The organism is Bacillus sp. jun7, assembly GCF_051034795.1.
GTDB classification, from domain to species: Bacteria; Bacillota; Bacilli; order Bacillales; family Bacillaceae; genus Bacillus; species Bacillus velezensis.
This window is the reverse complement of sequence record NZ_CP093219.1, coordinates 3,883,259-3,909,407: the sequence shown is the minus strand read 5'-3', so window position 1 is coordinate 3,909,407 and position 26,149 is coordinate 3,883,259. Positions and strand designations below refer to the sequence as shown.

The 26,149-nt window shown below is 47.3% G+C and carries 28 protein-coding genes and 1 pseudogene; 6 read left to right on the top strand and 23 right to left on the bottom strand.

Translation table 11 applies throughout. The features are described from left to right. Nucleotides 1-16 precede the first annotated feature (16 nt). From MJQ52_RS19570 to ytaF, 5 genes are all read right to left on the bottom strand, one after another. Nucleotides 17-1,198 carry an acetyl-CoA C-acetyltransferase gene (locus MJQ52_RS19570; protein WP_094247797.1) on the bottom strand — a complete coding sequence of 394 codons (1,182 nt, stop codon included), beginning with the start codon at nt 1,196-1,198 and terminating at the stop codon, nt 17-19. 140 nt (nt 1,199-1,338) lie between these two features. Continuing rightward, nucleotides 1,339-2,076 carry a glycerophosphodiester phosphodiesterase gene (locus MJQ52_RS19565; protein ID WP_094247796.1) on the bottom strand — a complete coding sequence of 246 codons (738 nt, stop codon included), beginning with the start codon at nt 2,074-2,076 and terminating at the stop codon, nt 1,339-1,341. 87 nt (nt 2,077-2,163) lie between these two features. Continuing rightward, nucleotides 2,164-2,790 carry an N-acetylmuramoyl-L-alanine amidase family protein gene (locus tag MJQ52_RS19560; protein ID WP_003153193.1) on the bottom strand — a complete coding sequence of 209 codons (627 nt, stop codon included), beginning with the start codon at nt 2,788-2,790 and terminating at the stop codon, nt 2,164-2,166. 18 nt (nt 2,791-2,808) lie between these two features. Beyond that, nucleotides 2,809-3,126, bottom strand: a complete 318-nt coding sequence (locus MJQ52_RS19555; RefSeq protein WP_003153192.1) for a hypothetical protein — start codon at nt 3,124-3,126, stop codon at nt 2,809-2,811. Nucleotides 3,127-3,435: 309 nt separating this feature from the next. Beyond that, on the bottom strand, nt 3,436-4,059 hold the full coding sequence (ytaF, locus tag MJQ52_RS19550) for a sporulation membrane protein YtaF (protein WP_007408366.1): 624 nt from the start codon (nt 4,057-4,059) through the stop codon (nt 3,436-3,438). 146 nt (nt 4,060-4,205) lie between these two features. Here ytaF and MJQ52_RS19545 point away from each other — a divergent pair, with 146 nt between their 5' ends. From MJQ52_RS19545 to alr, 6 genes are all read left to right on the top strand, one after another. Beyond that, entirely contained in the window at nt 4,206-4,850 is a 645-nt protein-coding gene (locus MJQ52_RS19545; protein ID WP_434181847.1) for a helix-turn-helix domain-containing protein, read from the top strand. 280 nt (nt 4,851-5,130) lie between these two features. Further along, nucleotides 5,131-5,268 carry a hypothetical protein gene (locus MJQ52_RS19540; RefSeq protein ID WP_014470646.1) on the top strand — a complete coding sequence of 46 codons (138 nt, stop codon included), beginning with the start codon at nt 5,131-5,133 and terminating at the stop codon, nt 5,266-5,268. Between the two features lie 93 nt (nt 5,269-5,361). After that, nucleotides 5,362-6,480 carry an NADH-dependent flavin oxidoreductase gene (locus MJQ52_RS19535; protein ID WP_094247935.1) on the top strand — a complete coding sequence of 373 codons (1,119 nt, stop codon included), beginning with the start codon at nt 5,362-5,364 and terminating at the stop codon, nt 6,478-6,480. Between the two features lie 126 nt (nt 6,481-6,606). Further along, nucleotides 6,607-6,819 (top strand): spore germination protein, encoded by a 213-nt coding sequence (locus tag MJQ52_RS19530; protein ID WP_223883535.1) that lies wholly within the window; start codon nt 6,607-6,609, stop codon nt 6,817-6,819. Between the two features lie 128 nt (nt 6,820-6,947). Beyond that, complete coding sequence (locus tag MJQ52_RS19525) at nt 6,948-7,160, top strand: spore germination protein (protein WP_003153181.1); 213 nt, start codon at nt 6,948-6,950, stop codon at nt 7,158-7,160. A 175-nt stretch (nt 7,161-7,335) separates the two neighbouring features. Next, complete coding sequence (gene alr / locus MJQ52_RS19520; RefSeq protein WP_094247795.1) at nt 7,336-8,517, top strand: alanine racemase; 1,182 nt, start codon at nt 7,336-7,338, stop codon at nt 8,515-8,517. Between the two features lie 147 nt (nt 8,518-8,664). Here alr and spo0A read toward each other — a convergent pair whose 3' ends face one another. The 18 genes and pseudogenes from spo0A to spoIIIAE form a co-directional block, all read right to left on the bottom strand. Next, nucleotides 8,665-9,465: a sporulation transcription factor Spo0A gene (gene spo0A, locus MJQ52_RS19515; protein WP_003153177.1), complete on the bottom strand. Its 801-nt coding sequence runs from the start codon at nt 9,463-9,465 to the stop codon at nt 8,665-8,667. 280 nt (nt 9,466-9,745) lie between these two features. After that, on the bottom strand, nt 9,746-11,026 hold the full coding sequence (gene spoIVB / locus MJQ52_RS19510) for a SpoIVB peptidase (protein WP_007408360.1): 1,281 nt from the start codon (nt 11,024-11,026) through the stop codon (nt 9,746-9,748). 163 nt (nt 11,027-11,189) lie between these two features. Then, on the bottom strand, nt 11,190-12,920 hold the full coding sequence (recN, locus tag MJQ52_RS19505; protein WP_094247738.1) for a DNA repair protein RecN: 1,731 nt from the start codon (nt 12,918-12,920) through the stop codon (nt 11,190-11,192). 31 nt (nt 12,921-12,951) lie between these two features. Beyond that, entirely contained in the window at nt 12,952-13,401 is a 450-nt protein-coding gene (gene ahrC / locus MJQ52_RS19500; RefSeq protein WP_003153173.1) for a transcriptional regulator AhrC/ArgR, read from the bottom strand. A gap of 94 nt (nt 13,402-13,495) precedes the next feature. Next, complete coding sequence (locus MJQ52_RS19495) at nt 13,496-14,341, bottom strand: TlyA family RNA methyltransferase (RefSeq protein WP_003153172.1); 846 nt, start codon at nt 14,339-14,341, stop codon at nt 13,496-13,498. Further along, nucleotides 14,338-16,239, bottom strand: a complete 1,902-nt coding sequence (dxs, locus tag MJQ52_RS19490) for a 1-deoxy-D-xylulose-5-phosphate synthase (protein ID WP_024085592.1) — start codon at nt 16,237-16,239, stop codon at nt 14,338-14,340. Before dxs ends, MJQ52_RS19495 begins: the two co-directional genes overlap by 4 nt. 143 nt (nt 16,240-16,382) lie before the next feature. Beyond that, nucleotides 16,383-17,273 (bottom strand): polyprenyl synthetase family protein, encoded by an 891-nt coding sequence (locus MJQ52_RS19485; protein WP_043867281.1) that lies wholly within the window; start codon nt 17,271-17,273, stop codon nt 16,383-16,385. After that, complete coding sequence (locus tag MJQ52_RS19480) at nt 17,263-17,517, bottom strand: exodeoxyribonuclease VII small subunit (protein WP_007408352.1); 255 nt, start codon at nt 17,515-17,517, stop codon at nt 17,263-17,265. The genes MJQ52_RS19485 and MJQ52_RS19480 overlap by 11 nt, the downstream gene beginning before the upstream one ends. Then, nucleotides 17,514-18,860, bottom strand: a complete 1,347-nt coding sequence (gene xseA / locus MJQ52_RS19475; protein WP_003153166.1) for an exodeoxyribonuclease VII large subunit — start codon at nt 18,858-18,860, stop codon at nt 17,514-17,516. The genes MJQ52_RS19480 and xseA overlap by 4 nt, the downstream gene beginning before the upstream one ends. 123 nt (nt 18,861-18,983) lie before the next feature. Further along, on the bottom strand, nt 18,984-19,835 hold the full coding sequence (gene folD, locus MJQ52_RS19470; RefSeq protein WP_007408350.1) for a bifunctional methylenetetrahydrofolate dehydrogenase/methenyltetrahydrofolate cyclohydrolase FolD: 852 nt from the start codon (nt 19,833-19,835) through the stop codon (nt 18,984-18,986). An 11-nt stretch (nt 19,836-19,846) separates the two neighbouring features. After that, nucleotides 19,847-20,239 (bottom strand): transcription antitermination factor NusB, encoded by a 393-nt coding sequence (gene nusB, locus MJQ52_RS19465; RefSeq protein ID WP_003153163.1) that lies wholly within the window; start codon nt 20,237-20,239, stop codon nt 19,847-19,849. Between the two features lie 264 nt (nt 20,240-20,503). Next, nucleotides 20,504-20,911 carry an Asp23/Gls24 family envelope stress response protein gene (locus MJQ52_RS19460; RefSeq protein ID WP_003153156.1) on the bottom strand — a complete coding sequence of 136 codons (408 nt, stop codon included), beginning with the start codon at nt 20,909-20,911 and terminating at the stop codon, nt 20,504-20,506. A gap of 21 nt (nt 20,912-20,932) precedes the next feature. Further along, the gene (gene accC, locus MJQ52_RS19455) at nt 20,933-22,285 is read right to left on the bottom strand and encodes an acetyl-CoA carboxylase biotin carboxylase subunit (protein ID WP_007408348.1); all 1,353 of its coding nucleotides are present in this window, start codon (nt 22,283-22,285) and stop codon (nt 20,933-20,935) included. 14 nt (nt 22,286-22,299) lie between these two features. Further along, nucleotides 22,300-22,779: an acetyl-CoA carboxylase biotin carboxyl carrier protein gene (accB, locus tag MJQ52_RS19450; protein ID WP_070082099.1), complete on the bottom strand. Its 480-nt coding sequence runs from the start codon at nt 22,777-22,779 to the stop codon at nt 22,300-22,302. A gap of 153 nt (nt 22,780-22,932) precedes the next feature. Further along, a complete protein-coding gene (locus MJQ52_RS19445) occupies nt 22,933-23,583 on the bottom strand; it encodes a SpoIIIAH-like family protein (RefSeq protein WP_070082100.1) in 651 nt (216 codons plus the stop codon). Nucleotides 23,584-23,586: 3 nt separating this feature from the next. After that, nucleotides 23,587-24,279 carry a stage III sporulation protein AG gene (gene spoIIIAG / locus MJQ52_RS19440; RefSeq protein WP_003153148.1) on the bottom strand — a complete coding sequence of 231 codons (693 nt, stop codon included), beginning with the start codon at nt 24,277-24,279 and terminating at the stop codon, nt 23,587-23,589. Then, nucleotides 24,272-24,893 (bottom strand): annotated as a pseudogene (gene spoIIIAF / locus MJQ52_RS19435) (stage III sporulation protein AF). Before spoIIIAF ends, spoIIIAG begins: the two are co-directional and overlap by 8 nt. A gap of 16 nt (nt 24,894-24,909) precedes the next feature. Next, on the bottom strand, nt 24,910-26,118 hold the full coding sequence (spoIIIAE, locus tag MJQ52_RS19430; RefSeq protein ID WP_003153145.1) for a stage III sporulation protein AE: 1,209 nt from the start codon (nt 26,116-26,118) through the stop codon (nt 24,910-24,912). Nucleotides 26,119-26,149: the final 31 nt, after the last annotated feature.

Here is a 26,149-nt window from a genome sequence, read left to right as displayed (position 1 = left end):
GCGCTCCCTCCTTTGATCAGTACACCTCCAGCAGGACGGCATCTCCTTGAGCCGCTCCGCTGCATATAGCCGCTATGCCTAAACCTCCTCCGCGACGCTTTAATTCGTATATTAAACTCATGATGATTCTCGCTCCGCTTGCGCCGATCGGGTGGCCGAACGCGATTGCCCCTCCGTTTACATTCACTTTCTCCCGGCTGAACCCGGCTATTTTTTCACTCACGAGCACGACGGACGCAAATGCTTCATTTACTTCAAACAAATCAATATCGTCAACGGACAGTCCTGTTTTTTTCAAGAGCCGGCTGATGGCCTCTCCCGGCGCGCTTGCCAGCTCGGACGCTTCCAGTCCGACTGACGCAAAGCCAAGTATTGCTGCGAGCGGCCTGACATGCTGCTTTGCTGCTTTTTCCTCTGACATCAGCACAAATGCTCCGGCCCCGTCATTTACACCGGGAGCATTTCCGGCTGTAACCGTTCCGTCGGCTGTAAAAATTGGCTTGAGCGCTGCGAGCTGCTCAAGGCTTGTATCAGGACGCAGCCCCTCATCCGCTTCAACGATATGCTGTTTGCCCTTTTTGCCGATCCAGGTGACGGGGACAATTTCTTCACGCAATTTGCCCGCCTCAGCCGCCTCAGCCGCGCGTTTCTGGCTCAAAAGAGCGTAATGATCCTGTTCATCCCGGGAAATGCCGTACTTTTTGGCCGCAGTGCTTCCGTGGACAGCCATATGCACCTGGTCGAACGCACAGGTGAGCCCGTCATGAACCATTAAATCCTGAAAAACCCCGTCCCCCATCCTCACACCCCAGCGGCCGGCCGGAATGGCGTACGGAATGTTGCTCATGCTTTCCATTCCGCCTGCAATCAGCACGTCCGCATCTTTCGCCCGGATCATTTGATCACAGATAGTAACGGCCCTGAGCCCTGATGCACAGACCTTATTAATGGTTTCAGCCGGAACAGACCATGGAAGCCCGGCATATCTTGCAGCCTGCCGTGCCGGAATCTGCCCGGCACCCGCCTGGACGACCATTCCTATCACCGCTCCTTCCGCTTCGCTTTCACTGATAGCGGCGCGCTTCATTGCTTCTTTTATGGCAATGCCGCCAAGCTCGGCTGCCTTTACCTCTTTTAATGCACCGCCGAATTTTCCGAACGGCGTTCTTGCCGCACTGACGATAACCGTTTTTCCCACAATTTTGCCTCACTTTCAATAAGATAAAAGATAACGCTTACAGAAAACGCCCTGTTACAATATATGAACCGGCTGACCGAGTTATGAGTGCACCGCCTTTTTCCCGCCCATAAAAAAAGAAGACTGTCTGAACAGTCTTCTCAGCTGCGGCATTCTTCTTTTATAGAAACAGCCAGCTTTGGATAATCGGTAAAAATTGCGTCTATCCCCGCTTTCATCATCTGCTTCATATCCTCAGGACGATTGACAGTGAACGGACGGAGCGCCGCTTGGTGTTTTGCAAGATGTGTGATCACTTCAGCGCTGACCGCAGGCGTACCGAGCTTCGGATGATAACCCGAAGCGGGAATGGCGGCAAGATACCGTTCAGGCCGGTACAGCACATCCATTGTCAGCACCGCCCGTTCAATTTCAGGCGCCAGGGCGTGGCAAACCGCGAGACTCTCATGATTAAATGAAGAAAAAATAACGCGCTTTTCCAGTCCGTAATATCTGACTTTTTTAATCACTTCTTCTTCCATTCCTTCGTAACGGAATACACTGTTTTTCAGCTCAATGTTTATCAGAAAATCAGCACGTTCCGCAAAACGCAGCACATCTGACAAAAGCGGAACTCTGACACCTTTAAAAGCATCTTTCCATTTTCCGGCGGCATCGGCGGTTCTGATTTTGTCATACGCCGTATCTTTCACAAATCCTTTCAAAGACGTCGTGCGGTCGAGGGTTTCATCGTGAATGACCACGATCCGGCCGTCTTTTGTCATCTGTACATCAAGTTCGATTCCGTCAGCCCCGTCCTCAATCGCTTTTTTGAATGCGGGCATCGTATTTTCAGGGCAGTCGCCCGACGCCCCCCGGTGGGCAAAAATATTCGTCATATGTGTCACCTCAGATGTTTGTCATCGGTTTTCTCTATTATAATCGTTATGCACATCAGGAGGGCGCTATTTACACATATTTTATCATTACCGTCCGCTGTAATAGGTTTCGATTCCGTTTACAACGGCGTCCGCGGCGTGCTCTTGTCCGTTATCGCTTTTCAGCTTGTCCGCATCTTGAGGATTTGTGATAAAACCTAATTCAGCCAGCACACTCGGCATCTTTGAATATGTAATAACATAAAAAGGAGCTTCTTTTACGCCTCTGTCCCTCATCCCTAAAGACGTGACAAGCTGCTGCTGAATGTCGGAAGCAAGCCTTTCGCTGTCCGCGCCTTCATATGTCGAATTAAAATACGTTTCCGTGCCCGATGCCGTTGATACGGCTGAATTCGTATGGAGGCTGACGAATAAATCGGATTGGCTGGCGCTCGCTTTCGCCACCCGCTCGTCCAAACGTAAAAAAGTATCGTCAGTCCTTGAAGCTACAGGTTTTGCACCTTCTGCCTCCAATTTGGCGATCACCTTGTTTGACACCGCTAAATTGATGTTTTTCTCAAGCAGTCCATTTCCGCCGGCCCCGCTGTCTTCTCCGCCATGTCCGGCATCGATATAAATGGTTTTCCCTTGCAAAGGTTCGGCTGCATAAGCGGACGGCGCAAGCAGAAGCAGAGCGGCACCGAAGGCAGCAGCGCTTTTTGTCAGTAAACCCACGTTTTTTCCTCCCCGTTTTCACATATCTGTTTCTTTTTTCAGTTTCTCAAGCCGTAATTGTCCGTTGCTCTCTTTTTTATAGGTGATTTGCACCGCCGTATGTTCAGGCAGCGACTGACATTCAAACCGCTTAGCGAAAGGCACCTTCACCTCTTGCCTTTCTCCGTCAATTTCGACCGCGATCGTATCGTTTCCGGCCGCTTTTATAAATGTTCCTTCCTGTGTAAATGACGGCGCCGCATCAGCCTCCGCGGTATACTCGCAGCCTGATAACAGCCATGCGGTGAAGATCAGAAGTATGACAGACTTCACACAGATCACCTCACGTTTTCTCATTCGGCTTTATCTTTGAACAGAATGGCCGATTTGTAAAGGGAGCCTCCATTCCTCCAGCGTTTTTCCATATTTGGAATGAAGGCTATCTGACCTGCTGTTTACCTGAACTTAGAAAGAAAACAAGCTGATCAGTCTATGAAAAAGGTTCTGTCTGAAGGCCGAATATGCAGAATTTAACGGAAACGGACGACTTTCTGTTCATTTTGAAAAAATATCAGATCGGCAAAAAAAAGAGAGCCGCGTCATGCACTCTCCCGAATAGAAACATTCATATTTATTTTGAGCTTTTCATAAAATGAACGGGACAACTTAAAAGAGCAGCGTATTGGCGGCAATGATGAGAATAATCACTCCGCTCAGCACCGTGCTGAACTGTCCGACGTGAAAAGAACCGATGCGCAATGAAGCGGCTTTTTTTCCAAGCGAGCAGCCGATCCATATGGTCAGAAAGCTTCCGACCGCCGCAGTAATGGAAATGGCAGCGGGAGAAAGCCCGATCAACCCCGCGCTTAATCCGTTGGTCAGCGCATTTGCGGATACGGCCACCCCGAGAACCATGGATTCCAATATACCGATTTCTCCCGAACCGTCGGCATCCGCTGCCTCCGGATTTTGCAGCAGACCGGCAAAACGGCCTTTTTTTCCTGACGCGCCAACACGCGCTGTTTTTCTCGGCACAGCCAGCAGAATGATGCGGATACCGATGACAGATAAAATAAACGCCGCCAGCAATACAGGAAGAAAGCCCGGTAAAACGGCTGAAATCCATTTGCCGAAATAAATTCCGATATAACTGAATACAAAACAGATAAAAGCGATCATCATATTTGACGCATGCGATATTTTGATTTTTCTGATGCCGTATGACATCCCCACTCCTAAATTATCAATGCTTGAGGACACTGCCAAACCTAAAATCAATAACCAAGCCATGTTCGTTTCTCTCCATTCTTTGATGTCTTTTCAACATGTTGTGCCGTTGAATCTACACTATCCTATTCAGCAGCACAGAAAAGGTACCTTTTCTGCAAAAATTATTGATTGACGATCATCATTCCGGCGGAAACGAGGTGACACCCTTGACAGAAAATAAAAATAAGACACTGGGACCCCTTTTAAAATCACTGCTTGATAAGCACTCGCTCTCCATGAGAAAGCTCGGCGCCTTAACAAACATTGATACGGCCACCATCTCCCGGATTATCAACGGCAAACAGAAGGCCAATTTAAAGCATCTTCAGGAATTTTCAAAACACCTCCGCACCCCGCTGGAGGAATTGCTTGAGGCGTCAGGCATAGACATCGGTCATGAAAAAGAAGCTGCGCCGCAAGACCCGATGCACGCGATTCAGGATATGCTGAATATGGCCGAGATGTTTGATCAGCCTTTTTCCCGGGAGCAAATTGAGCGCGAACTGACCAGATATGAACAATACGCCAAAACCCAGCAGGGCCATCGCCTGATTTGCGATGAGTTTCAAAAGAAAATGGACAATGAAGAAAGCGTCGGCCCTTTTATTGATCATTTGAAAAACATGCATCATCAGTATATGGATGAATCAACACCGGCTGAAGACCGCGCGATTCTCGGGAGCGCGCTGCTGTATTATATTTTAGCGACCGACGTCATTCCGGATTACATGTTTCCGATCGGCTACCTGGATGACGCCATCGCCGTTCAAATCGCTTTGAACCGGCTGAAAAAAAAAAGTAAAGGCGCTTAAAAAAGCGCCCTTTTTGTGTTGAAAAATATGAAACACCGCATTACGGTTTTGTCAAAACAGAGACAGCTGTCATATGATACATCAACCTAACAAAAAGGAGGGTGTCTTCTATGGACAGCAACACAGTAGTGGCAGTGTGCGCTCTGTTAAGTGTTGTGATTCAGATCGGAACGATATTCGCCGCAGCAAAGTGGAAAAAAGAATAAACAAATTGACGGTTTTTTCGCACAAGCGTATGCTTATAAATAACCTTGTAAAAGATAAGAAAGAAGATATGCATATGAAAAAAATCATTCTCCTCTTCGCCGCCGCTGTCATATTCAGCTCGATCGGCCATCAAATTTCAGGAGGATATAAAGATCCTGAAAAGGAACGGAGAAAACCGTTTCATTCGTTTAAATGGTTCAGCCGGTCATAACCTCCGGAAGAAGAACAAGCAAAATAATTGCACACAATGAAAACATAAGCTAGAATACGGACGAGTTAAACTCCTAAGGAAGAAGGCGAAATGATGAAGCAAACTTATCAACCGCTGTTTGAACCTTTTACTTTCGAAAGCGGCGTCACCATACCAAACCGTATTTCAGTCGCACCGATGACACATTATTCATCAAATGATGACGGAACGATTTCCGACCGTGAATTAAGCTACATTACTCCCCGTTCAAAAGAAATGGGCATGGTCATTACGGCATGTGCAAACGTAACGCCGGACGGCAAAGCGTTTCCAGGCCAGCCCGGCATCTATGATGATTCTCACATTCCCGGCTTGAAAAAACTCGCTCAGGCGATCAAGTCTCAAGGAGCGAAAGCCGTTGTGCAGATTCATCACGGAGGATTGGAATGCCCTCCTGAACTCGTGCCAAACAACGACGTCGTCAGTCCGAGCGGCTCAGAAGAAGACGGCAGACAAACGTCCCGGGCTCTCACCGAACAAGAAATTGAGCACATCGTGAAAGCATTCGGCGAAGCGACACGCAGAGCGATTGAAGCCGGCTTTGACGGTGTTGAAATTCACGGGGCAAACGGGTACCTGATTCACCAATTTTATTCACCGAAAACAAACCGGCGCACAGACCGCTGGGGCGGAAGCGATGAAAAGCGCCTTGCGTTCCCGCTTGCAGTCGTTGACGCTGTCAAACAGGCGATTGATACACACGCTGAAAATCCATTCGTTCTCGGCTACCGCCTGTCACCGGAAGAGCCGGAAACACCGGGGCTTACAATGAAAGAAACATTCATGCTCGCCGACGCGCTTGCGGAAGAGAACTTGGATTATCTGCATATTTCACTGATGGATGTCAATTCCAAAGCCCGCCGCGGCGCGGATACTTCACGGACCCGGATGGATTTATTAAACGAACGCGTCGGCCATAAAGTGCCGCTGATGGCCGTCGGTTCCATCTATACCGCGGACGAAGCGCTTGCCGTATTAGAAAGCGGAATTCCGCTGGTGGCTCTGGGACGTGTCATTTTGATTAACCCCGAATGGGCGGTGCTGGTCAAAGAAGGCCGCGAACAGGAAATCGAAAAAGCCATTCAAGCATCTGAAATTGAGAAATACCGACTTCCTGAACCGTTATGGGAAATGATTCAGAATACAGGCGGCTGGGTGCCGTTTGAAAAGTAGACTAAAAAAACTGCCGGATGTCCGGCAGTTTTTTTGATTCACAAGTTTTTACCGCTTTGTTTACTCCTATTTCCAACACACAGCGTACATATAGTAAATAGATTAATAGAAAGGAGACCGTATATGATGGCTGGTTTCCCTATTACGATTAACAGTCTTTCCGGAAACGGGGTTGTCAATGTCGGCGGTGCGTTTTCGATAAGTCATTTAACCGTATCAAAAACCGTCTACGGCTCAGGAGGGGGAAATACAGGTATGGTCCTGCAAATGAATCAATCCAGCACATCTCAATCTTCAAACTCTCAATACTCTGATCAAAATGTAACGAAAACATTATGACATCCGTATTTCCCTCCCTTTCCGGCTGGCAAGCAGCCGGATTCTTTTTTGCCGTTTTGTTTAATCTTATTCAAATATCACAGCGTACATATAGTTAGTAGACTGAGAGAGAAAGGAGAAAAAATAGAATGAGCGGTTGCCCGATTACGATAAACAACGTATCAGGAAACGGAGTTGTCAATGTTGGCGGCGCCATATCCATCAGTCCGCTGACTGCATCAAAAACCGTTTTCGGTGCCGGAGGGGGAAATATCGGCATTGTCATTCAAAACAATGCTGTAAGCCAGTCCAAAATGTTTGAACATCAATTTTCAGATCAGAATATTGTAAAGTCAATTTAAGGGCTGCCAAGCAGCCCTAACTGCATAAATAAAGCAGGCACACTGATTTCCCGAAAACTTGATTTTAAACATCAGCGGTCACCTTCTCATGTTTTGAATGATTTCAGTTAAAGATGAATAGAATGCAGATTGAAAGCATGAGTACTGAATCTCATTAAGGAAAGAAGGAATCGTGATGAAAAAACTTTGCCGGGAAGTTTGGATTGAAGTTGACCTTGATGCGATAAAAAAGAATGTACGGGCGATCCGCCGCCATATTCCGAATACGTCTAAAATTATGGCCGTCGTAAAAGCGAACGCTTATGGCCACGGGTCTGTGGAAGTAGCGCGGCAGGCACTGGAAAGCGGGGCGAGCGAGCTTGCTGTCGCAAGCGTCGAAGAGGGAATTGTGTTACGGAGAGCGGGAATTACGGTACCTATTCTCGTGCTCGGCTTTACAGCTCTCAGCTGTGTGAAAAAATCTGCCGTTTGGAACATCACATTATCAGCGTTTCAGGTCAGCTGGATCAAAAAAGCGAATCGGATATTGGAAAAAGAAGCAGATTCGAAACGGCTGTCCATTCATATCAATGTGGATACCGGAATGGGCCGGCTGGGTGTGCGCACGGAAGAAGATCTTTTAGCAGTGGTGAAAGCGCTCAAGTCGAGTACATACCTGTCATGGGATGGCATCTTTACACATTTTTCAACAGCGGATGAACCGGACACTGAGCTGACGATGCTGCAGCACGAAAAGTTTATCAGCTTTCTCCGCTTTTTAAGGAATCAAGACATTACGCTGCCCACCGTGCATATGTGCAATACAGCCGCCGCTATCGCATTCCCGGAATTCAGCGCCGACATGATCCGTTTAGGTATTGGGTTATATGGTTTATATCCGTCCGCCTCGATAAAAGAGCTGAGCCTCGTGGATCTCACGCCCGCACTAAGTTTAAAGGCGCGTATCGCTTATGTGAAAGCCATGGTGACAGATCCCCGGACCGTCAGTTATGGTGCCACATATATCGCCGAACCGGGTGAAATCATCGCGACGATTCCGATCGGCTATGCTGACGGTTACTCCCGCGCCCTGTCCAACCGCGGGTTTATTCTGCACCGCGGCAGACGGGTGCAGGTAGCGGGGAGAGTGACAATGGATATGATAATGGTCAGTTTAGGTGAGAATGAGGGCAAACAAGGAGAAGAAGTCGTCATCTACGGCAAACAAAAAGAAGCCGAGATTTCCGTTGATGAAATTGCCGAAATGCTCGGTACGATCAGCTACGAAGTCCTGTCTGTGTTAAGCCGCCGCATCCCCCGCTTTTATTTCAGAGAGGGCAAAATCATTAAAATATCAGCTCCGGTATTATACGTATAGACGCCATAGTTCCCGCATTTATGTATAGAACAAGTACCAGCGTGAGTGGTTCCCATTGTTTTCGTCAGCAAAATCTCAAAACGCCTTCTCTTCCGCGTTCATGCACGGAATAGAAGGCGCAAAAAGACATTTAGCCAAAGGCTTGCGTTACGAAGCTTTATGCTCCAATCTCAGCTTGTCAGCAACCATCGCGATGAACTCTGAGTTGGTTGGTTTTGCTTTTGTCATGCTTACGGTATATCCGAACAGTGAAGAAATGGAATCAATATTTCCCCTGCTCCATGCGACTTCAATGGCGTGGCGGATGGCCCGTTCTACACGGCTTGCGGTCGTGTTGAATTTTTTGGCAATGTCGGGATAAAGGACTTTTGTGATGCTGCCGAGGAGTTCAATATCGTTATACACCATGGAAATGGCTTCACGCAAATAAAGATAGCCTTTGATATGGGCAGGCACACCGATCTCATGGATAATGCTTGTAATGCTGGCATCGAGATTTTTCCGTTTCGGCTCCGGCTGGCTGCGGATAATGCTGCTTTGCGCGGACGGCGCACGGTGTGTGACACTGCTGACATTTCCGCTTACCTGGCGGATATGGCCGACAAGGTTTTCCATATCAAACGGCTTCAGGATAAAATAGGACGCGCCTAAATCGACGGCTTTTTTCGTAACGTCTTCCTGACCGAATGCCGTCAGCATGATGACGTTCGGCTGCTTCTCGAGCTCTGATTCCCGCAGACGCTCCAAAACCGCAAGTCCGTCCAGATGCGGCATGATAATGTCTAACACGAGCACATCGGGATTCTTATCTTTAAACAAAGAAAGACATTCCTGTCCGTTATAAGCAACGCCGATCACTTCCATATCATCCTGTCCCTCTATATATTCACTCAACAGGCTTACAAGCTCTCGATTATCATCAGCAACACAAACTTTAATTTTCTCCACGTTTCTTCCTCCCCCAATGTATTAACAGGACGCAACCCATTTGACTGCTATATGTTACATTCGACAAAACCACTACTTCCCCTTTTAAAAAATCCATATTTACCAATAATAGTGGTATATCTTTGTTTTTCTAGCATTTTCTAGGTTTTTCGACTAAAAATTAAGTTTGACAAATCAGGAAACGTGAATTTGTCGAAAAATCTTCATGTCTTATTTTACATGAATCCCGGAAAGAAGTGAAGAACGCATCACATAAAAAAACTGCCGGATCATCCGGCAGTCAGCTTGCTTTGTCTTTCCCGTAAACATCAACACCCGCTTCAGACAGCATCCATTCGATATGAACGCCGTAGCCGCTTGTCGGATCATTGACAAATACGTGGGTTACGGCTCCGACGACCTTTCCATTCTGAATGATCGGACTTCCGCTCATCCCCTGAACGATTCCGCCGGTTCTTTTCAGCAGTTTCGGATCTGTCACTTTCAACACCATTCCCTTTGTCGCCGGGAATTTTTGCGGCGTGGTGCTGACGATTTCAATATCAAATTTCTCTACTTTATCGTTTTCGATAACCGTCAGCATTTGCGCAGGTCCTTTTTTTACTTCATTTGACAAAGCAATCGGAAGCGCTTTGTCGGAAATGTTGTTTTTAATCGGCTGATGCAGTGTCCCAAAAATGCCGAACGGGCTGTTGCGGTTAATATCGCCGATTGTTTTCCGTTCTGACGAAAACCTTGCCAGTTTTTCGCCGGGATTGCCGCCTTTTCCTTTTTCAATCGATGTTACAGTAGAACGGACGATTTCTCCGTCTTCTACAACAATCGGTTTTTTTGTATCCATATCAGAGATGACGTGGCCCAATGCGCCGTATTTTTTTGTTTTCGGTTCAAAAAATGTCATGGTGCCGATGCCGGCTGCCGAATCGCGGATATAAAGGCCGATTCGATATTTCCCCTCGGCTTCGTCCTTTGTCGGAATCAGCTTTGTTTTGATTTTTTGCTTATCGCGTTTCACCAATAAATCCAAAGATTCACCGGTTTTGCCCGCTTTTTGAATAAACGGGGCGATGTCGCTCATTTTTTCAATTTTATGTCCGTTCATTTTAATAATGATGTCGCCAGATTCAATACCCGCTTGTTCTCCCGGAGACTTTTTCCCATCCTTTGTCATCACCTGGTGAAAACCGACGACCAAAACACCGACTGAATGCAGTTTTACACCGATGGACTGTCCGCCCGGAATGACCTTCAATTCTGGAAGGACACGCACTTTCGTTTTTTTAATGGGAAACCCGGCAAGATCATATACTACTTCTGACCGGCCTTGTGTTTGCCCTGTTATGTTTGCATGACCGTGCTCTTCTTTCAGCGTAAAGGCTTCTGATAATTCGCCCTTTTCAGCGCTTATTGATGCATTGACCGGAACGGCCTGAGTCTGGTTTTCAAAGACGCTCATTTCTGACGGTATCAGTAAATATTCTTTAAACGGCTTAAAAAAGCCTACACTTAGTAAAGAAACAAGGAGAATTACACCTATTGCTTTCCTCATGTTATCGTGCATTCATTCCTTCACTCTCCTCGCTCCTATCCCACACCACTTTCTTTTTCTGCTACATCTATACTTTTGCCTTCCTGCGCTTGATTTATAACCGGCATACGAAGAAAAACATTGGATACACTGTTAGAGAAATGGAACAAAAAAATAAGCTGCCTGTATCAGCAGCTTATCCTGTCGTTTTTACCTGTCCGGCCTGTTTTAAAAGCTCTTGTGCATGCCGCTTCGTCAGCTCGGTCACTTCAACACCCGCAATCATACGGCCGATTTCCGCTACCTTATCCTGCTTGGAAAGCGGCGTGACATGCGTTGTAGTCCGTCCGTCTTTGAATTCTTTTGCGATCAGAAGGTGCGTATCCGCCATGGCGGCAACCTGGGGCAGGTGTGTAATGCAGAGCACCTGTGAACCGGTCGATACTTTATGGATTTTTTCCGCGATGGCTTGGGCAACCCGCCCGCTTACACCGGTGTCCACTTCGTCAAAGATGATGGAGGTGACATCCTGCTGGGAAGAAAAAATACTCTTCATCGCCAGCATCACCCTTGAAAGCTCGCCTCCGGAAGCGACCTTTGACAGCGGTTTTAAAGGCTCACCGGTGTTTGTTGAAATTAAAAACTTCACAAGGTCAATCCCCTTTTGGGTAAGCTGCACGGGCTGCCCGTTGACAACCGGTGCTTCACTGGCTGACGGATCGGTTTTCACGAGAAATTCCGTATCAAACGTTGATTTGCCCATATACAGACTTTTTAATTCCTGATGAATCGCTTCCGCCAGTTTCTTGGCCCATGCTTTTCTGATTTTTGATAAATTGGCGGCTTCTACGGCCACATCTTTGCCGACCGACTCCAATTCCTTCTTCAGGGCTTCAAGGTGGCTGTCGCGGTTCTCGATTTGATCGATTTCCTCTTCTATTTTAGAGCCGTATTCCAAAATGTCTTCTACCGTCGCTCCGTATTTGCGCTTCAGCTGTTTGATCTCATTTAAACGGGTTTCAATAAAATTCAGCCGTTCCGGATCATATTCCAGATCATCTAACAGATTGCGCATCTGAAAGGTTGCATCCTCCAACAGATAATAGGAACTTGACACACTTTCAGACAGCTTTTGCAGCGGTTCATTGATATCCGAAATATCTTCAAGCTGGGCAGAGGCCATTCCGACCCAGTCAAGCCCCCCCTGCTCGCTGCGGAGCGCATTATAGGCGTTTTGCAATGATTCATAAATTTTTTCAAAGTTGGATATCTGCTTCCGCTCTTCCTGAAGAAGTTCGTCTTCATTCAATTCAAGCTTCGCCGACTCGATTTCTTCAAGCTGAAATTGAATCAGGTCTAACCGATGCGCCATTTCCTGCTCGCTTTCTGACAGCTTCTTCACTTTTTTGAGCAGCTTCATATAACGCTCATAGCCTTCATGGTAAGCCTGAAGCGCGGATTCGGCCTCAGCGCCCGCAAATTTATCCAAAAGCTCCAAGTGTTTGTCGTCCTCCATTAACAGCTGGTTATCATGCTGTCCGTGAATATCTAATAAAAGTCTGCCGATTTCCCTTAAAGCCGCAATCGTCACTAATTTTCCGTTGACACGGCAGACGCTTTTTCCTCCGGCATTGATGTCCCTTCTCATGACAATCATGTCGTCAGATGCGTCTATTCCCTGCTCACGGCATACTTCAAAAACGGGATGACCGCTGTCCAATAGAAACAGTCCTTCAAGCTCGGCCTTTGTTTCACCGTAACGGACAAATTCAGACGAGCCGCGGCCGCCGACTAATAGGGAAACGGCGTCTATAATAATTGACTTGCCGGCCCCTGTTTCTCCCGTCAGGACGGTGAGCCCCCGTTCAAACGAAATCGTCAGTTCCTCTATAATGGCAAAGTTTTTTATTGATAGTTCAGCTAACAAACAGCATTCCACCTTTTATCTGATAATTACGCTACAGCAGCTCCAAAAGACGGCTTTGTACGCCTTCCGTATCTTCAGGCGTCCTGCAGATGATTAAGATCGTGTCATCTCCGCAGATCGTGCCCATGATTTCTTCCCATTCGAGGTTATCCATCAGAGCGCCGATTGCCTGAGCATTCCCCGGCATCGTTTTTAATACGATCATATGGCTTGCTGAGTCAATTTTTACGAACGCATCCATTAATGAACGCTTCAGTTTTGACAGCGGATTGAACCGCTGATCCGCCGGCAGGCTGTATTTGTAGGAGCCGTTGTTCGTCGGCACCTTTACGAGATGCAGCTCTTTAATGTCTCTGGAGACAGTCGCCTGGGTTACCTTATATCCTTCTTCTCTCAGCATGTCAACTAAGTCATCCTGCGTTTCAATCTCATGGCTTGTAATAAGCTCTCTGATTTTTATATGCCTTTGGCCTTTTGTCATGTAAGCACCTCTGTTTTCAAGCTGTTTGTCATTATGTTAACCGCTTCTTGATAAAAAGTACATGATGGCAGAAAAAAGGAATAATAGCCCCCTATTATTCCGGTACATCTGTCTTTTTGGCTTTTAATGTCTCATGTGCTTCACGGACGGTACGGAGAATGTCTTCTTCCGGCAGTTCAGCGCCGTTTCCGTCTTCTCCGCCCCATTCCAAATGAAGCAGAAACTCAATATTGCCGTCTCCCCCCGTAATCGGTGAGAAGGACAGTCCTTTTACTGTATATCCTTCAGAAGCGGCAAATTGATTCATGCGGCGGAGAACGTCAGCATGAACGCCGGGATCTCTGACAATGCCTTTTTTTCCGACGGATTCCCGTCCGGCTTCAAATTGCGGTTTCACCAGTGCGATACAATCGCTCCCCGGTACAAGCAGCGTTTTTAAAACCGGCAGAATGAGGCGGAGTGAGATGAAAGAAACATCGATTGTCGCAAATTCCGGCAAACCCTCTGTGAAATCGGAAGGCTCGGAATAGCGGAAATTCGTCCGTTCCATGACGACGACCCTCTCGTCCTGTCTGAGCTTCCAAGCAAGCTGATTATAGCCGACATCCACTGCGTAGGACCGCTCAGCTCCGTTTTGGAGGGCGCAATCCGTGAATCCCCCTGTAGACGAGCCGATGTCAATCATCGTTTTGCCTTTTACCGAGACAGGAAACACTTCCAAGGCTTTTTCAAGCTTTAATCCGCCTCTGCTGACGTATTTAAGAGGGTTTCCTTTTACCGTTAACGGAAGATCCCGGGCGATTTTTTCACCCGGTTTGTCCAATCGGTTTTCATTTGAGTATACGATGCCCGCCATAATGGCGCGTTTCGCTTTTTCCCGCGTTTCCGCAAGGCCTTTTTCTACAAGAAGTACATCTAATCGTTCTTTTTTTGCTGTCATGATCCAATTCCTTTATGTGTCTTCGGCGGCATCAGCAGTTTTATCCGGTTCATAACCTCAGCCTTCGTGAGACCGATTTCTTCAAGCAGGGCGGTTACGCTGCCGTGTTCAATAAACCGGTCAGGGATGCCCATTCTGTCAATCGGTGTATGATACATGCCGAGGTCATGAGCGTATTCAAGAATCGTGCTGCCGAATCCGCCTTCAAGCACGGCTTCTTCTATCGTTAAAATCGGCAGACCTTCATTAAGAATGGCCTTCATCATTTGTTTATCAATCGGCTTTATGAACCTCGCATTCACGACACGCACGGACAGGCCTTCTTTTTGCAGTTCTTCAGCCGCTTCAAGCGCCATTTCAATGGTCGTACCGAATGTTAAAATGACCGCGTCTTTTCCGGGACGGAGCACTTCCCATGTTCCGATCGGAATGGTTTTCAGCTCTTTATCCATCTTAACGCCGAGCCCGTTTCCGCGCGGGAAGCGCATCGCGATCGGACCTTCCTCATAGGAAAGGGCTGTATTGACCATATGGCGGCCTTCATTTTCATCCTTCGGCATCATTAAAACGAGGTTCGGTATATGCCGCAAAAAGGCGATGTCAAAGACGCCTTGATGCGTCTCCCCGTCAGCGCCGACCAAACCGGCGCGGTCAATGCCGATAAATACATTCGCGTTTTGACGGCAGATATCATGGACGACCTGATCGTACGCCCGCTGCAAAAAGGTCGAATAGATCGCAAGAAACGGCTTCATACCCTGAAGCGCCATTCCCGCGGCCATTGTCGCCGCATGCTGTTCTGCGATTCCGACGTCAAACATGCGCTCAGGAAATTCTTTCGCAAATCCTTCAAGCTTAGAGCCGACCGGCATAGCCGGTGTAATCGCGACAATTCTGTCATCCTCGCGCGCCAGCTCCTGCACGGTGCCGCTGACAAGTCCGCTCCATGAAGGCGCCGCGGCTTTCGGTTTGACAAAATCACCCGTATTGATTTTATAAGGACCCGTTCCGTGCCATGTGCCGATTGTGTCGGTCTCAGCCGGTTTATAGCCTTTGCCCTTTTTCGTAATGACATGTAAAAGGACAGGGCCTTTCGTTTTTTTGGCGTATTGCAGGTTTTCAAACAGTTCGTGGTAGGAATGACCGTCAACCGGGCCTAAATACGTAAAGCCCAGCTCTTCAAAAAACATACCTGACACAAGCATATATTTTAAGCTGTCTTTTATCCGTTCCGCTGTGGCGGCCAATTTTCCGCCGACGGCCGGGATGCGCTTAAATAAATATTCAAGCTCGTCTTTTACCCATTGATATTTGCCGGCCGTGCGAAGCCGTCCCAGCATAGAATGAATCGCCCCGACATTCGGCGCAATGCTCATCTCATTATCATTCAGAATGACGATCATATCTTTTTTCTCATCACCGATATGGTTCAGCGCTTCAAGCGCCATTCCTCCGGTTAAAGCGCCGTCTCCGATAATCGGGATGATATATTCTTTCGATCCTTTAATATCACGGGCGGCAGCCATTCCCATCGCGCCTGAGAGCGATGTTGAGCTGTGGCCTGTTTCCCATACGTCATGTTCGCTTTCGCTGCGTTTCGGGAAACCGCAAAGCCCTTTATATTGGCGCAAGGTTTCAAACTCCTTGCCGCGCCCGGTTAACAGTTTATGAACATAGGACTGATGTCCGACATCCCATAAAAATTTATCTTTCGGACTGTCAAATTCTTTGTGAAGCGCAATTGTCAGCTCGACAACCCCGAGGTTCGGCCCGATATGGCCGCCAGAGGCAGACAGCGATGTGATGAGGAAATTGCGGATCTCCTCACTCAGCTCTTCCAGCTGTTCAATTGACATCTTTTTAAGAAATGACGGGTCCTGTATTGATAAAAGATCCAAAGCGGATCAACTCACTTTCAGCATGAATTTCTGCAAATTAAACAGTGTCTTTTTGAAAAAAGAAAAAGACTCCCTTTGTATTTTCATCGAAACTGCTTACATTTTACCATAGGAGCGGCAGCCCCTTCAAATCAGGACCGTTTTTAATGATCTCTCGCCGCGATTAAATCACAGAGGTCATGCAGCAGTTCTTTCTGAAGAGAAAGGCCGCTGATGATCCGTTTCGCCTCGCTGATATGATACGCCAGCTTCTCTTTCGCGCCTTCAAGCGTTAAAAGCGACGGATACGTTGACTTTTCATTCGACGTGTCTGAGCCGACCGGTTTGCCGATCTTCTCCTCATGCCCTTCAATATCAAGGATGTCATCTCTGATTTGAAATCCGATGCCGATATGGCTGCTGAACAGACGCAGCTTTTCGACTTCATCCTCCGGCGCATCTGCCAAAATGGCGCCCGCCGTCACAGAAAAACCGAGGAGCTTGGCCGTTTTCCGCTCGTGGATGGATTCCAGCTCCTCAAGCGTTATCCGCTTTTGTTCCGCTTCCATGTCGGCAGCCTGCCCGCCGACCATTCCTTCCGTTCCTGCCGCGCTGATCAGCTCATCGACGAGACGGAGCCGTTTTTCTGCTGAAACCGCCTCAGACACGTGAGATGTGATCAATTTAAAGCTTTCTGTCAGAAGCCCGTCTCCGGCCAATACGGCTGCCGCTTCTCCGAAGACTTTATGGTTTGTGGGCTTTCCTCGGCGCAGATCATCATCGTCCATGCAAGGAAGATCATCATGGATTAAGGAATACGTATGAATCATTTCGACAGCGCATCCGACCGGAATCCCGTCTTTTTCATCTTTTCCGTAAGCATTCAGAACGGCTAAGACGACGAGGGGGCGCAGCCTCTTTCCGCCTGCTTCCAAAGAATACAGCATAGATTTTTTGAGGATTTCAGGCATCGCAAGCCGTTCCGTATACAAAGAAAGCTGCTGTTCAATCAGTTGTTTGCGCGATGCTAAAAATGCGTCCAGTTTATTTGTCACCTTCGTCTTCCTCCTGAACGCTGAAAGGTGCAAGTTCGCCGTTATCTTTTAAAATAAAGTCCATTTGCTTTTCGACATGCTGAAGCTTTTCATGGCACATTTTTGAAAGGGCCATCCCTTCCTGAAAATAATTAATCGCCTGCTCAAGCGGCACGTCTCCTTCTTCAAGCTTTGCCACAATGCCTTCAAGGCCTTTCATCGCCTCTTCAAATGTCAGCTCTTCACTTTTTTTGGTTTCTGTCATTTTCGTTCGCCTCTCTTTTGCAATACTTCACACGTCAGAACGCCGTCTGTCATCTTTACTTCAAGCGTATCATTTTGTTCCACTTGATCAACGCTTTTGATCAGCTCTTTATCTTTATAGGCCAGACTGTATCCTCTCTCCATCACCTGAAGGGGACTTAATGCATTCAGTTTACCAAGAACCGTCTGAAACTGCGAATGAAGCTGCTTCAGCTGGACATTCATGCTTCGGGCGAGCTGATTTGAGCGCTCCTCGTACCGTTTTTTCGCCTGTTTCAGCTGGGTTTCAGGGTGGAGCGCCGTTAATCTGTACGTATTCCGCTCCAGCTGCCTTTGTTTCCTGTCCGTAAGCCCTGTGAGCTGTGATTGGAACTGCTGATACAAAAGATCAAACTGCTGTTCTTTTTGGGTATACAATCGTTTCGGAAAACGGAACGCGTAGGATGACTGGAGCGATTGAACCCGTTCTTTTTTCTTGCTGATATGCTGCTGCATCGCTCTTGTCAGCCGGACTTCCGCCGTTTTTGTCCGTTCCATTAAGTCCGTCGTGTGCGGGACGGCGATTTCTGCCGCTCCTGTCGGCGTTGCCGCCCGGATATCCGCGACGAAATCACTGATTGTAAAATCCGTTTCATGTCCGACGGCTGATATAATCGGAATGGCGGAAGCAAAAATCGCCCGGGCCACGATTTCTTCGTTAAATGCCCACAATTCTTCGATCGAGCCCCCTCCCCTTCCGACGATCAGGACGTCACACATTTTTTGTGCATTGGCTTCTTCAATGCGCTTCACAATCGATCTGCTGGCATTTTCACCTTGAACGAGCGCGGGAAGCACAATGACTTTCACAAGGGGGTATCTTCTTTTGAGTGTGGTAATGACGTCTCTGACGGCTGCTCCCGTCGGTGACGTGACGACCCCGATCGTGGCCGGAAAAGCGGGGATGGCCTGCTTATGCCGGTCATCAAACAACCCTTCGCCGGCAAGTTTTTTCTTTAATTCTTCATATGCTAAGTAGAGCGCCCCCACACCGTCCGGCTGCATTTCTTTCGCGTACAGCTGATAGCTTCCGCTCGGTTCATAGACGGAAATGCCGCCTCTTACGATGACCTTCATTCCGTCCTCGGGCTTAAACGCAAGCCTCGAACTTTGTCTTTGAAACATGACGGCCTGCATGCGGGCATGCTCATCTTTTAATGTAAAATAGATGTGGCCTCTCGTATGAATTTTAACATTGGAGAGCTCACCCTTAATCCAAATGTCTTCAAGATGAGGGTCCACATCGAATTTTCGTTTAATGTATTTGGTCAGCGCGGAAACCGTGACATATGCCGCTTCACTCACATCCTGCACTCCTTTCATAAAGGCTTTTTGCCCTAAACTAAGAAAACCCGCTCTGGCTGAAAGGAGCCTTAAGAAGCGGGTATCGTGCTCATTGTCACACTTTTTGTGACTGTCTCCGGTTATCTATGATAACGTACGTCTGGCAGATTTAACAGTATTATGCGCAAGCATTGTGATGGTCATCGGACCTACTCCGCCCGGCACCGGCGTAATGAAAGATGCTTTTTCTTTCGCTTCATCAAACTGAACGTCTCCGCAGAGTTTTCCGCTTTCGAGACGGTTGACGCCGACATCAATGACAATGGCGCCCTCTTTGATTTGATCGGCTTTGATGAAATTCGCTTTACCGACCGCTACCACAAGAATATCTGCTTTTTTCGTATGCTCAGACATATTTTTCGTGCGGGAATGGCAATATGTGACGGTCGCGTTTTCGTTCAGCAGCAGCTGGCCGACCGGTTTACCGACAATATTGCTTCGTCCGACTACAACAACTTCTTTGCCGGAAAGATCTACGTTCGTCTTTTTCAATAACTCGACAATTCCGTGCGGCGTGCATGGAAGAAATGTATCTTCGCCAAGCAGCATTTTCCCGACGTTGAGAGGGTGGAAACCGTCAACATCCTTATCGGGAGAGATCCGCTCGATTACGGCTTTTTCAGAAATATGATCCGGGAGCGGCAGCTGGACGAGAATGCCGTGGAATTCCGGATTTTGATTATACTGATCAATCACTGTTAAAAGCTCCGCCTCGGTTAAGCTTGAGTCAAAGCGGTCAAGCTTAAATTTCATTCCCATTGTTTCAGCGGCTTTTTTCTTGCCTGTCACATATGAAACAGAAGCGGGATCGTCTCCGATTAAAATGACCGCCAAACCGGGCACTACGCCTTGTGCTTTCAGCTCTTCTACTTCTTTTGCCAATTGTTCGCGTTTTTCTTTAGCCGTTTCTTTTCCGTCGATGATTGTTGCAGTCATTTTCTTTCCTCCTATGATTCGATATCAGTTTTAATGTTAGAAAGAACCCCGTTGACGAATTTTGCAGCTTTATCGTCGCCGAACCGTTTTGCCAGCTCGATTGCTTCGTTTAATGACACGTTAGCAGGAATGTCGTCAGTATAAACCATTTCATACACCGCCAGACGCAGGATCGCGCGGTCTACGTTTGCAATCCGGTCAAGCTTCCAATTGACGAGATGGCCGGAAATCATTTCATCAAGCTGAACCTGATGTTCGATCACTCCGTACACCAGCTGTTCAAAGAAGGCATCTGTTTTTTCACCATCAAGCGCGTGCTCAATGGCCTCGTTCGGTGCAATATCGCTGACATCAATCTGAAAAAGTGCCTGCAAAGCTTTTTCTCTAGCTGTTCTTCTTTTCATTTTCTTTCTCCTTCAGATCCGCTTTATCCGCTTGTCGTTAAGCTTAAAGAGATCATAACATATTTTTTTCTCAATCGCATGTCGAAATTTAGGTTTTTTCACCCTAATGCCGAATATTTTCACAAACCGTATTAATTTCATTCGGATTTCACAGCATGAAGAAACTCGGCTGCCGTTTGTAAGCCGGCTTTCTTCATGCCTGAAATGACGGGAAACGTATAAAAAACCAAAGGGCTGCCCATCCCCTTGGTTTTTATACGCTCATTACATTTCTTCGTCGATTTCGACTTCTTGGGCTTTCGTGTCAAATTGAATGCCGACGATATGAATATTGATTTCATTAATGGTCAGAGACGTCATGTTTAATAAGGTTTGGCGGATATTCTCCTGAACGCTTGCCGCCACTTTCGGGATCGAGATCCCGAATTGAACGACGCAATAGACGTCGATGGTAATCCCGTCATCGGCTAAATCGACCTTTACGCCTTTACCGTGATTGATTTTGCCGAAGCGTTCTACGACGCCGGTGGCGAAATTGCCGCGCATTTCAGCAACTCCTTCAACTTCGGAAGCGGCGATGCCGGCAATGACTTCAATGACCTCAGGAGCAATTTCAACCTTGCCTAAATGAGCCTCGTCATGATCCATTTTAAGCACACTGTTGTCTTCCATTCAATTCACCTCCCGCAAAAATTATGAGCCCATTACATCATATGTTTCTAAAAACTTTGTATTAAACTCTCCGCTGACAAATGTTTCGTGTTCAAGCAGTTTCAGATGGAACGGAATCGTCGTTTCAATACCTTCAATCACGAATTCGCTCAGCGCGCGTTTCATCCGTGCGACTGCCTCATCACGCGTTGTTCCGTATGTGATGACTTTAGCAATCATACTGTCATAGTACGGCGGGATCGAATAGCCGGGATATGCGGCTGAATCCACGCGTACGCCGAGTCCGCCCGGCGGCAGGTACATGTTAATTTTACCGGGTGAAGGCATGAAGTTTTTCGCAGGATTTTCAGCATTGATGCGGCATTCAATCGCCCAGCCGTTAAATTCAACGTCTTCCTGTCTGAGCGAAAGCTCCTGTCCGGATGCCACTTTGATCTGTTCTTTGATCAGATCCGTTCCCGTCACCATTTCTGTGACAGGGTGCTCTACTTGAATACGCGTGTTCATTTCCATGAAGTAGTAGCGCTGTTCTCTGTAGTCATAAATGAATTCTACTGTGCCGGCTCCCGTGTAACCGACGGCCTTCGCTGCTTTTACCGCAGCTTCGCCCATCTGCTCCCTGATTTCAGAATCAAGCGCAGGTGACGGTGACTCTTCAAGAAGTTTTTGCAGACGTCTTTGGATAGAACAGTCACGCTCTCCGAGATGGATCGTGTTTCCGTAATTATCCGCAAGCACCTGAATTTCAACATGGCGGAAATCTTCTATGTACTTCTCGATGTACACACCCGGATTTCCGAATGCCGTAGCGGCTTCCTGCTGGGTAATCTCAATGCCTTTGATCAGTTCTTCTTCTGTGCGTGCGACCCGGATGCCTTTTCCGCCTCCGCCCGCAGTGGCTTTTATAATGACAGGATACCCAATTTCACCTGCAAGCGAAACCGCTTCTTCCGTATTTTTTATGATTCCTTTTGAACCGGGTACAATCGGCACGCCCGCCAGCTGCATCGTGTCGCGCGCGATATCTTTTGTTCCCATTTTTGAAATAGCGTCAGCCGTAGGGCCGACAAACGTTACGTTTAATTCCTCGCACAGCTCGGCAAAGTCGGCGTTTTCAGCTAAAAACCCGTATCCCGGATGAATCGCATCCGTGCCGGTCAGCTTTGCGACGCTGACGATGTTCGTTACATTTAAATAGCTTTCTTTTGATGTTTTCGGCCCGATACAAAAAGCCTCATCGGCCATTTGGACATGCAGGGCGTCTTTATCTGCCTCAGAATAAACGGCTACAGTTTCAATGCCCAGCTCTTTGCAGGCCCGGATGATTCTGACGGCGATTTCTCCTCGGTTGGCGATCAATAGCTTTTTAATCATAATAGCAGGTCTCCTTACTCAGCTTTTACAAGAAATAGAGGTTGTCCGTATTCGACCAGCTGGCCGTTTTCAACTAACACTTCAACGATTTCTCCTTTTACTTCGGCTTCAATCTCGTTAAAGAGTTTCATTGCTTCTACGATACAAACAACTGTATTTTCGCTCACTTTTGAACCTTGGTTTACGTAAGGGCCGGCTTCCGGCGATGAAGAAGCATAAAACGTTCCGACCATCGGAGACGTAATTTTGTGCAGGTTTTCGTCTTGTTTCGGCGCTTCCTGAACAGGAGCGGCTTCACGCGCTTCCGGTTTTGCAGCCTGCGGAGCAGGTGCGTAAGCGGCGGGAACGGCTTGGGCTTGTCCCGTTACATTCACTGCCGGCGCTTCATTTTTTTTCAGTTTGAGGCTTACGCCTTCGATTTCGTAAACGAATTCGTCGATGGAAGATTCATCGATTCTTTTTATCAGTTCATGAATTTCGTTGATTTTTAACATCAGTTTCCACTCCTATGTATAAAAAATAGAAATTTATGGGTTGCTACTAAAAGTACATACTATGTTTATCTTACAGGAGCGCTTGTGTAAATTCAACACTGATCTAAAATGACATCAGAAAAGCCCGCAGCAGGTGCGGGCGGTGGAGATCTCTTATTTTGTCGGTTCAAACGTGACGGCGACGTCTTTCATCGTCTTGATTTCTTTTTCCACCAGGTCAATGATAGCGGAAGCTTTTGCGTTTGAATGTTTGTCAGACATGACCGTAATATTGATTTTGTCTCCTTCAGCATCCACGAGCGCATCTTTGTAGCCTTGTGTTTTAATCAGCGTTTCCAGCTGTTTTTCCGTCCCTTCAGCATTGCTCAGCGCCGTCATTTTATCGTAGGCTTCGCTTTTTTCCTTTGCGGTCGCATCATCGCTTGAAACAATGCTGTTTAACTGTTCCCTTTCTTTGCTTCTCGCGTCTTCAAGCTCCATGCGGTATGCGGTAAATAAGTTTTCATCAGCTGTTTCTGTAGCGACCGCTCCGTCTTTGTCCGATGCTTCGGCTGATGTTTCTTTATCTTCTTTTGTGCCTTTAGAATCTTTCGTTCCTTTTGTTCCGTCTTCTTTATCCGTGCCGCTTCCGTTCTTATCTTTCGTTTCAGGAGCCGGCGTTTTTTCAGTTGCCACTTCTCCGCTGCTTTTTTCGCTTTTCATCTGCACGGCATTTTTGCTTTCCGGCGACATAATATAATAAACACTTAATACCACGACGAGACTGAGCATTGTTAAAAGCCAAACCGTTTGTTTTTTCAGCATGATTTATGAATCCTCCTTGATTTTTTTAGGGGCAACCGCTACACGGTAGCTCGGAACATCAAGCACCCTTGTGACGGCATCAATGATGGTTTTTTTTATTTGAACGTTGTCCACTCCCTGAGCGACAACGAGTACACCGCGGATATCGGGTTTTTTCGTCTGGACGACGACCGGGGTTTCCTGATCCCCGTTTCGAATCATGACAATTTGTTCCTCTGAGGTTTGATCGGTTACGCTTCTTTTGCCGCCTTCTTTATCGGTTTCTTCGGTGGTGGTGTCTTTTTTCGTTTTATTTTTCTCAAACACTTTTAAAGATGTTGCGTCTACGTTTACGACAATTGATACATCCTCCACGCCGATAATCGTTTCAAGGATTTCTTTCAGCTGGTTTTCATAGTCTCTTTCATAATCATCGATCGTGTTTTTGGCGCTGCTGTCTTTCGATGCCTTAAAAACGGGTGCGCTTTTTTGCCCGCTTTTGTCTTCCGTTCGGCCGGACATGACGGTCTGCGCCGCTTGGTCCTTCCCGGTTTTCTCCGGTGAAGAGAACAGCTGGCTCACCAGCATAAAAGATACCCCGAGCACAAACACGAACAGAAAGTAATGATATTTTGTCAGTTTTGGTTTTTCTCCGTCTTTCGCCTGTCCGATCATCAGCTGTTTTTTGAGTATGGTCCATAGTCCGTTTTTATTCATGGCCGTTTTTCTCCCCGCCTTCCATATAAACCGTAATTTTCTCACTGCCGATTTCCCATATATCCGCAAGTTTCTCTTTGATGTCTGCGGCCTCTTTTTTGTCGGCTGCGCCTTCCGGTTCGTATTTGCGGTCTGTGCGGATGTCGATCGGTGCGACGGTTTGCACGGTTTTTTCAGAAGATGGGGCCATATACACGCTGATCGTTTTTACATCTTCTTCTGAACGAACCTGTTCTTCCGCTGTAAGGCGGATGTCGTCTATTTTGTATTCGTCATGACTGAACATCTCCTCCGCTTTCTTTTTTAGTTGGACAGCCATTTCTTCTAAAACATATGCGCGGTTTGATGCTTGTATTTCTTTTTTTTTCTGATTTGATTTGATTTTTTATATCAGCGGATTGAGATTGCTCTTGTTTTGTCAAATAATCGAAGATGATTTCCGGGTCTGTTTTGAAAAGTTTGAAGATCGGGTTGAGCATGACAATGATTAACAGCAGGCTGACAACCATCTTGGCGTATTTTTGCATACTGGAGCTTGGCAGCAGCATGTCGATGACGATGGCGAATAAGATAAATAAAATAATGCTTGTCAGCCATTCTGTTAAAAAGCTCATATCCAATGGGCCTCCTTTATTTCATCATCATGGTGAGGTTGCCTGCTGTAATAATGACTGTAATACTGAGGAAAAACATGAGAGAGACGATGGCGAGCGCCGCGAAAATATACAGCACGCTTCTGCTGATGACGCCGAGGCACGTAATGACGGGCCCGCCTCCGAGCGGCTGCAGAATAGCGGCCGCGAGCTTATAAATAAAAGCGAGCGAGAGCACTTTAATCGCCGGAAATGCGGAGATGCAGATCAAAATTCCGACTCCTAGGATTCCTACGGTGTTTTTTAATAGGAGCGAGGCGCTGATGACCGTATCCGTCGCATCCGTAAACATCCGGCCGAGCACGGGAATAAAATTGCCTGTGATAAATTTTGCAGTCCTGAGGGTAATCCCGTCCGTCACGGCAGCCGAAGCCCCCTGTACGGAGATGACGCCGAGAAACACGGTGAGAAATACGGCAAGCGCGCCGATCGCGATATTTCTGAGCAGATTGGCAAGCTGCGTGACTTTATATTGATCCGTCATCGTGCTGACGATGCTTAAAATCGCTGACAGGAAGATAAGCGGCATGACAATGTTTTGAATGAGAAGGCCGCTCGTATTCATCAGAAATAAAATAACGGGGTGAAAAAAAGCTGCGGAGACGGCTCCCCCGGAAGACGCCAAAAGCGCGAGTAAAAGCGGGATGAGCGCGAGAATGAAACTTGTCATCGTCTGGATCGCTTCACTGGCATAATTGACGGCAACATGAAAGCTGTTTAAAGCGAGAATAATCAGCACCATGTAGACGATTGCATAAGCCACTTTGCTGACGGTGCTCTGCTGGAACGCATTTTGCAAAAGCTGCAGAATGACACAAAAAATGGTGAGAAGAATCAAAGTTCCCAGGAGCTTTCCGTTTGCGAGCACTTCATGAAACAAGTATGAAAATAAAGCCTTCAGCCATGCCTCCGGCGAGAACGTTTTTTCTCCGTTAATAAAGTCGATGATGCTTCCCTTTTGGCTTTCAGGCAGAAGACCGCCGTATTCTGTCATGATGTCGTCCCAAAACTTTCCGATGCCTTCTGTTTTCAGCGCTTCAGCCTGCTTTTTCGCCACTTCATCAGCGGATTCTTGGTGAACTGCGGTTTCCTGCGACGCACCGTCTGTTCCGGCAGCTTGTACACATTCAGTCTGAAAAAATAAGAGGATGAACAAAAAAGCCCCCGCCCACCGAAAGCGCTTCATTTTTTGTGCCCCCCCCTTTCCATTTTATTGA

What these genes read in the sequence shown, in the direction of transcription:
- alr (WP_094247795.1), top strand. Translation starts at nt 7,336, where the DNA reads ATGAAAAAACTTTGCCGGGAAGTTTGGATTGAAGTTGACCTTGATGCG.
- ytaF (WP_007408366.1), bottom strand. Translation starts at nt 4,059, where the DNA reads ATGGCTTGGTTATTGATTTTAGGTTTGGCAGTGTCCTCAAGCATTGAT.
- MJQ52_RS19535 (WP_094247935.1), top strand. Translation starts at nt 5,362, where the DNA reads ATGAAGCAAACTTATCAACCGCTGTTTGAACCTTTTACTTTCGAAAGC.
- MJQ52_RS19495 (WP_003153172.1), bottom strand. Translation starts at nt 14,341, where the DNA reads ATGACAGCAAAAAAAGAACGATTAGATGTACTTCTTGTAGAAAAAGGC.
- accC (WP_007408348.1), bottom strand. Translation starts at nt 22,285, where the DNA reads ATGATTAAAAAGCTATTGATCGCCAACCGAGGAGAAATCGCCGTCAGA.
- nusB (WP_003153163.1), bottom strand. Translation starts at nt 20,239, where the DNA reads ATGAAAAGAAGAACAGCTAGAGAAAAAGCTTTGCAGGCACTTTTTCAG.
- MJQ52_RS19530 (WP_223883535.1), top strand. Translation starts at nt 6,607, where the DNA reads ATGGCTGGTTTCCCTATTACGATTAACAGTCTTTCCGGAAACGGGGTT.
- folD (WP_007408350.1), bottom strand. Translation starts at nt 19,835, where the DNA reads ATGACTGCAACAATCATCGACGGAAAAGAAACGGCTAAAGAAAAACGC.
- MJQ52_RS19565 (WP_094247796.1), bottom strand. Translation starts at nt 2,076, where the DNA reads ATGACGAATATTTTTGCCCACCGGGGGGCGTCGGGCGACTGCCCTGAA.
- MJQ52_RS19525 (WP_003153181.1), top strand. Translation starts at nt 6,948, where the DNA reads ATGAGCGGTTGCCCGATTACGATAAACAACGTATCAGGAAACGGAGTT.
- ahrC (WP_003153173.1), bottom strand. Translation starts at nt 13,401, where the DNA reads ATGACAAAAGGCCAAAGGCATATAAAAATCAGAGAGCTTATTACAAGC.
- spoIVB (WP_007408360.1), bottom strand. Translation starts at nt 11,026, where the DNA reads ATGCACGATAACATGAGGAAAGCAATAGGTGTAATTCTCCTTGTTTCT.
- MJQ52_RS19460 (WP_003153156.1), bottom strand. Translation starts at nt 20,911, where the DNA reads ATGGAAGACAACAGTGTGCTTAAAATGGATCATGACGAGGCTCATTTA.
- MJQ52_RS19540 (WP_014470646.1), top strand. Translation starts at nt 5,131, where the DNA reads ATGAAAAAAATCATTCTCCTCTTCGCCGCCGCTGTCATATTCAGCTCG.
- MJQ52_RS19480 (WP_007408352.1), bottom strand. Translation starts at nt 17,517, where the DNA reads ATGACAGAAACCAAAAAAAGTGAAGAGCTGACATTTGAAGAGGCGATG.
- spoIIIAG (WP_003153148.1), bottom strand. Translation starts at nt 24,279, where the DNA reads ATGAATAAAAACGGACTATGGACCATACTCAAAAAACAGCTGATGATC.
- MJQ52_RS19555 (WP_003153192.1), bottom strand. Translation starts at nt 3,126, where the DNA reads ATGAGAAAACGTGAGGTGATCTGTGTGAAGTCTGTCATACTTCTGATC.
- accB (WP_070082099.1), bottom strand. Translation starts at nt 22,779, where the DNA reads ATGTTAAAAATCAACGAAATTCATGAACTGATAAAAAGAATCGATGAA.
- MJQ52_RS19445 (WP_070082100.1), bottom strand. Translation starts at nt 23,583, where the DNA reads ATGCTGAAAAAACAAACGGTTTGGCTTTTAACAATGCTCAGTCTCGTC.
- spoIIIAE (WP_003153145.1), bottom strand. Translation starts at nt 26,118, where the DNA reads ATGAAGCGCTTTCGGTGGGCGGGGGCTTTTTTGTTCATCCTCTTATTT.